The organism is Mycobacterium sp., from assembly GCF_049585075.1.
Classification (GTDB): domain Bacteria; phylum Actinomycetota; class Actinomycetes; order Mycobacteriales; family Mycobacteriaceae; genus Mycobacterium.
This window is the reverse complement of the sequence record NZ_JBAUZA010000459.1, coordinates 1-5799: the sequence shown is the minus strand read 5'-3', so window position 1 is coordinate 5799 and position 5799 is coordinate 1. Positions and strand designations below refer to the sequence as shown.

General features: G+C 64.3%; 4 protein-coding genes. 2 read left to right on the top strand and 2 right to left on the bottom strand.

What is annotated here, in order from left to right; translation table 11 throughout:
* Both eccCb and WB785_RS21620 read left to right on the top strand, forming a co-directional pair.
* On the top strand, positions 1 to 2875 hold a 2875-nt coding region (eccCb, locus tag WB785_RS21625), incomplete at its 5' end, for a type VII secretion protein EccCb (RefSeq protein WP_424081670.1).
* A gap of 113 nt (positions 2876 to 2988) precedes the next feature.
* Positions 2989 to 4101 carry a type VII secretion-associated protein gene (locus WB785_RS21620; RefSeq protein ID WP_424081668.1) on the top strand — a complete coding sequence of 371 codons (1113 nt, stop codon included), beginning with the start codon at positions 2989 to 2991 and terminating at the stop codon, positions 4099 to 4101.
* Between the two features lie 6 nt (positions 4102 to 4107).
* Here WB785_RS21620 and WB785_RS21615 read toward each other — a convergent pair whose 3' ends face one another.
* On the bottom strand, positions 4108 to 5553 hold the full coding sequence (locus WB785_RS21615) for a PPE family protein, SVP subgroup (RefSeq protein ID WP_424081667.1): 1446 nt from the start codon (positions 5551 to 5553) through the stop codon (positions 4108 to 4110).
* Between the two features lie 56 nt (positions 5554 to 5609).
* On the bottom strand, positions 5610 to 5799 hold a 190-nt coding region (locus WB785_RS21610; protein ID WP_424081665.1), incomplete at its 5' end, for an SHOCT domain-containing protein.

Sequence of the window (5799 nt, the reverse complement as noted above, 5' to 3'; positions counted from 1 at the left end):
CGACGCCGGCGTGATGTCGCTGAAGGTCGATACCGGCCACGATCGCCCTGCACGTACAAGGGAGCTGCTTGTGCGAGTGAGCGAGGACGAGCTGGCGAGCGGGCAACCCGGCGATGAGCAAGTCTCCGGACGCCCCGACCAGATGAGTTACACCGCTGCGCTGACGTGTGCGCGACGACTGACGGGATACCGAGCCGGCCGCCCCGATGCAGTGCCGGGCGACGGCTTGGGATGGCAGGAGCTGCTCGGTATCGGCGATCTCGGCTCCTACGCCGCGACAGATTGCTGGAACAGCAGCAGTGCACGCGATCGGCTTCGTGTTCCGGTCGGCACGACGGCGATAGGCACGCCGCTAGAACTCGACATCAAGGAGGCCGCCGGAAATGGTATGGGGCCGCATGGGCTTTGCATCGGAGCGACCGGGTCGGGCAAATCGGAGTTCTTGCGCACGGTCGCACTCGGGATGATGGTCCGTCATTCACCAGAAGCACTAAACCTCGCCCTGATTGACTTCAAGGGCGGTGCGACCTTCGCCGGCTTGGAGCCGGCGCCGCACGTCGCGGCCGTCATTACGAACTTGTCGGACAAGACGGCACTGGTCGCCCGAATGCGCGATGCGCTAACCGGTGAAATGAACCGTCGCCAGGAAGCGCTTCGTTCGGCGGGTAACCTCGACGGGATTGTCGCCTACGACCGTGCGCGGCAAGCAGGAGCCCAATTAGGCCCCCTTCCAGTGTTGTTCATCATTGTCGACGAATTTTCCGAACTGCTCAGCCAGCATCCGGATTTCGCCGACGTCTTTGTAGCGATCGGCCGACTCGGCCGATCGCTTGGTATGCATCTGCTGCTCGCCAGTCAACGTCTGGATGAAGGCAGACTTCGCGGGTTGGAGTCGCACCTGTCTTATCGCGTCTGCCTGAAGACATTGTCGGCCAACGAGTCACGAATGGTGCTGGGAACAGCCGATGGCTACGAATTGCCCAGCACGCCGGGCGCCGCGTATCTGCGCGTCGGCGCTGATGAGTTGATTCGCTTCCAGACCGCGTACGTCTCAGGTCCGTGCCATGCAGAAACGGAAAGCGGCGAGCGGGTTTGCGATTTGGCGGACGACGGTGAGCAACCACGGCCAGTGCGGATGTTCACCGCACATCTGGCCGGGCCGATCACACTCACCGGCAGGGCCGGTGCCGGTGAGCGGCGCACCGTGCTGCAGACAGTCGTCGATCGGCTCTCCCGGCACGGCCCGCGCGCGCATGAGGTGTGGCTGCCGCCGCTCGCAGCATCCCCGGCACTGGAGACCGTTCTGCGCGATGCGGAGTCAGCCGGCGCGCCCGGGCCCGGCTTGGCCGTTCCCATCGGCATCGTGGACCGCCCGTTCGAGCAGAGGCGTACGTCGCTGATAGTCGACCTGTCCGGGGCCGCTGGCAATGTCGCCGTAGTCGGAGCGCCGCAATCCGGCAAATCGACCGCTTTGCGCACGCTGATCACTGCGCTGGCCGTTACCCACGCTCCGAGCTTGGTGCAGTTTTACTGTCTCGACTTCGGCGGCGGGACGTTGGCGTCGTTGGGGGAGTGGCCGCACGTCGGCTCGGTCGCCGGTCGAGCAGATCCGCAGTTAGCTCGGCGGATGATTGCCCAGTTTGAAGCAATCATCCGGACCCGCGAGACTGTCTTCCGCGACCATGGGATCCAATCGATGGCGCAGTACCGGCTGCTGAAGGCCAGCCAAGATCCGAGATGCGATCGCTTCGGTGATGTCTTCTTGGTTGTTGACGGATGGGCGATCCTGCGCCGTGAATTCGAAACGCTCGAGGCATCGATCAGCAGCCTCGCTACTGAGGGACTCTCATTTGGGGTGCACGTGGTGCTGTCCGCCTCGCGATGGGCTGAAATTCGCCCCGCCCTTAGGGATCAGATCGGGACCCGGGTCGAGCTGCGGCTCGGCGATCCCGCGGATTCCGAACTGGATCGTCGACGGGCTCACCTCGTGCCTGAGGGCAAGCCAGGTAGGGGGCTTTCGGAAGATGGGCTGCACATGGCGATCGCGCTATCCGATGGGCGAGTGGGGGAGAGGTTGCGGCGTCGTCATGGCGGATGCACCGCGCCCCCAATACCGCTGTTACCCGGGCACGTCGAATACCAGAGCGTGGTTGCGCGGGCAGTCAGCGGGTCGAACACCGATGTCCTGATTGGTCTCGAGGAGAATGAGTTACGCCCGGTAGCGATAGATTTCACGCAGCAGCCACATCTCCTGATTCTCGGGGACAGCCAATGCGGCAAGACCGCCGCATTGCGTATCGTTTGCCGTGAGCTCCTGCGGACCACGACCGCCGCACAATCCCAGCTGTTCATCATCGATTTCCGCCGCTCGCTGCTCGGCGTCGCCGTGCCCGAGTCCGAACATCTTGGCGGATACCTTGCCTCGGCGAATGCCGTTGACGCGCTATTACCGGGCCTGGCTGGCCGGCTGCGCGAACGGGTACCGCCACCGGACGCTACCCCGGTGCAGCTTCGCACCCGGTCCTGGTGGTCAGGACCCGAAATCTATATCGTGATAGACGATTACGACCTGGTCTCCACAGCTAACGGCAATCCGCTGTCAGCGCTGCTGGAATTCTTACCGCAGGCCAAGGACCTGGGCTTGCACCTGGTGGTGGCACGTCGCAGCGGCGGCGCCGCCCGCGCCATGTTCGAACCGCTGCTCGCCGGCTTGCGTGATGCTGGGTGCACGGCATTGCTGATGAGCGGAAGTCCGGACGAGGGCCTGATGATTGGGTCTGTCCGCCCGTCACCCATGCCACCTGGCCGCGGCACGCTGATCACTCGCGGCTACAGCCCGCAGGTGATACAAGTCGCCTGGAGCCCCCTGCCATGACCACGCACGTAATTGAGGTCGGGCCGAACAAAATCCGGCAATTATGTTGCGGCGAAAGGGTAGTCGATAACGATGAGATGGTAACCGCCGCATTCGCTAGCCTCGACGATCCGGTGACCCTGATTGACCTCCGCCCGGTCACTGTGGACTCGCTGTGGCGAACGCTGCTGGGTTCGTATGCCTGCGGTAGCTCTGACCGGGCAATCGTCGTTTACCCGTCGTGGTGGGCGCCGGCCCGCATCGATCTGCTCAGCGCGGCCGCAGAGGATATCGCCGGCGACGTTGTGCTGCAACCCCGGTCGTGGCTGTTGATCCAGGCATCCCCGCTCGAGTCCCAGAATGCGACGGTGGTTGTGGAAATTGCTGACTGCTTCGTGGTGGTCACGGGCGCCGCGGTGGTAGCCGAAACGCGCAGTGCAGAACCCGAATGCGTCGTCGAGGCGGTTATACGATCCATCTGCGAGATGACTTCAGGCGCGGCTGCCGCCGTGGTGATAGATGCGTCGAGCACGGTGGGCGAGGCCCGCGCGCTGGCCGCGATGATCGTCGACGGGCTGCGCGTTAGCGACGGCATCAGCGCGGTGCGAGTCGACGATGCCGGCTTGAAAAAACTTGCTGCACAGATTGTTCAGGATGAATGCAGCGCTTACGAGCCGCACTGCACCAAAGCTGTAGGTCGTGGCCATCGCCGTCACTGGGGGCCGATTCTGTTGGCCGTACTGCTCAGTGTTGCGGTATTCGGAGCGCTCGGGGTGCTCACGACGGACCGGCATGCTGTGCCGGCCGGCGATGGCGTGCCGACAACGTTTCTGGTGGAAGGTCACGTCGCGTTGCGGGTTCCGGTGCAATGGCCGATGCAGCGCGTCATCGCCGGGCCGGGTTCGGCGCGAGTGAAAGTCACCTCGCCATCGAACCCGGAGGTGGCGCTGCATATGACACAGTCGCAAGTTGCAATCGCAACGCTGAGCGCCACTGCCGAATCTCTGAGACATGCAATCGATGCAGAGCCAACTGGCGTGTTCATCGACTTCAACCCGGCTGGCACCAGGACAGGTCGCCCCGCTGTGACCTATCGGGAGCTCCGGCCCGGGCATGACATCCAATGGATTGTGTTGATCGACAAAGCGGTTCGGATCAGCATCGGCTGTCAAAGTCGTCATGGAGATGACGACGCGGTGCGGCAAGTATGCGACCTGGCGGTAGGGTCGGCTCGGGCGGTGAGCTGATTCTGCTCAGCTCAACGGTCGGTGTCCGATGGAGACCTCGAGCAGGCGCTTCTTCTGCTCCTTGTACTCCTGCTCGGTAAGACGTCCCTGATCGCGAAGCCTGGCGATTTCGCGGATCGCGGCCGCGACCCCGGTGACGACGGTCCGAGGTGCGGGTATCACTTCGGCCTCATCGTCGTTCGCCGCGCTTGGACCGCGCCCATTTAGCCGTGCGTGGGTCACCGGCTTGCCGCTGTCCTGGTTCGCGCCCGCAGCCGGTGGGCCGGCCATCGCCTGTCCGGCCACACCCCCAATCCCCATCTGGTTGAACGTGTTTGCCGCGCCGGCTTCCGCCGCCGGGGCGGCAGCCGCGTTCGTGGTGGTGAGGGGCGTCATAAAGGCGGTGGGCCGCACCTCGGTAGCGGTCGACTGCACCTCAGGTGCGGCCACGGTCCATCCCGATGGCACCGACAAACCGCCGATCGCTTCCGCATCAGCCATGCCCGCCGATATCGAGGAGGCGGCGGTTGGGCTGGGGTTGAGGATGGTCGCCGGAAAGTCGGAGTTGGGAATACCGTCTGGCAGAAGAGCGGGATCTTCGCCGTTCCAGCCGCTGATGATCCGGTCGGTGTGCTGACCTGTCTCCGAATCCACCACGGAGTAGGGAAGATCCGTCGGCCCGGCGAGAACGTCTTGCGGCAGGATCGTGGTGAATAAGGCTAGGTCGCTTGGCAACGACCCAAAGATCGCGATCAAGTTCGCGAGTGTGGTCAACGGGTCGGTGGCTGCGGGCGCCGTGGCTGCCGAATCAGACGTCGCCAGGCTTTGCAGCGCATTGGGAATCGCCGAAAAAGCTTGCTGTGCAGACGATACCGTGCTTTGCACATTGCCGGCCGATGTGCTGGTGGCTTGGCTGACCGCGGCAGCTTGGCTGGCCGATGAGCCTGGATCGGTGTTCTGATGCGGTGAGCTGAATGGGGTTAGCACGGTCGCCGCCGACGACGATCCCGCATAGCCGTACATCGCCACCGCGTCCTGCACCCACATCTCGGCGTACAGCGCCTCGGTGGCCGCGATCGCCGGGGTGTTCTGCCCCAAGAAGTTCGTCGCCACCAGCACCGCCAGCATGCTGCGGTTGGCCGCGATCTCCGGCGGCGGTACCGTCATCGCAAACGCCGCCTCGTAACCGGCCGCCGCCGCCCGGGCTTGGGCGGCGGTCTCTTCGGCCTGTGCAGCGGTGGCGCTCAGCCATTCCACGTAACTCCCGGCCGCGGCCGTCATCGCCGTGGACGACGGGCCCGACCAGGACCCGGAGCTCAGCTCCGACACCACCGACTGATAAGCGCTTGCGGCCGTATACAACTCGTCAGCCAAGCTGCCCCAGGCTTGCGCAGCGGCCATCATCGGCCCCGATCCAGGACCGGTATACATCCGGCCGGAGTTGATCTCCGGCGGATAGATCCCGAAATCCATTGCTGCGCATTCCTCTTCCAGGCAACCGGTGCTTTCGCCACACGGCGGCGGGCGACTCAGCGACCGAGCAGGCGGTTCTTCTGCTCGGTGTATTCCTCGGCGGTCAGAATTCCTTCATCGTGGAGTTTGGCGAACTCGCGTAACTCGGCCGCGACTCCGGTGACGACGGCGCGAGGCTTGTCTTCAGGCGTCTGGTCTTTATCGCCAGATGCCGCACGGTCACCGGTGGTCGCCGCGTCTTTGCCG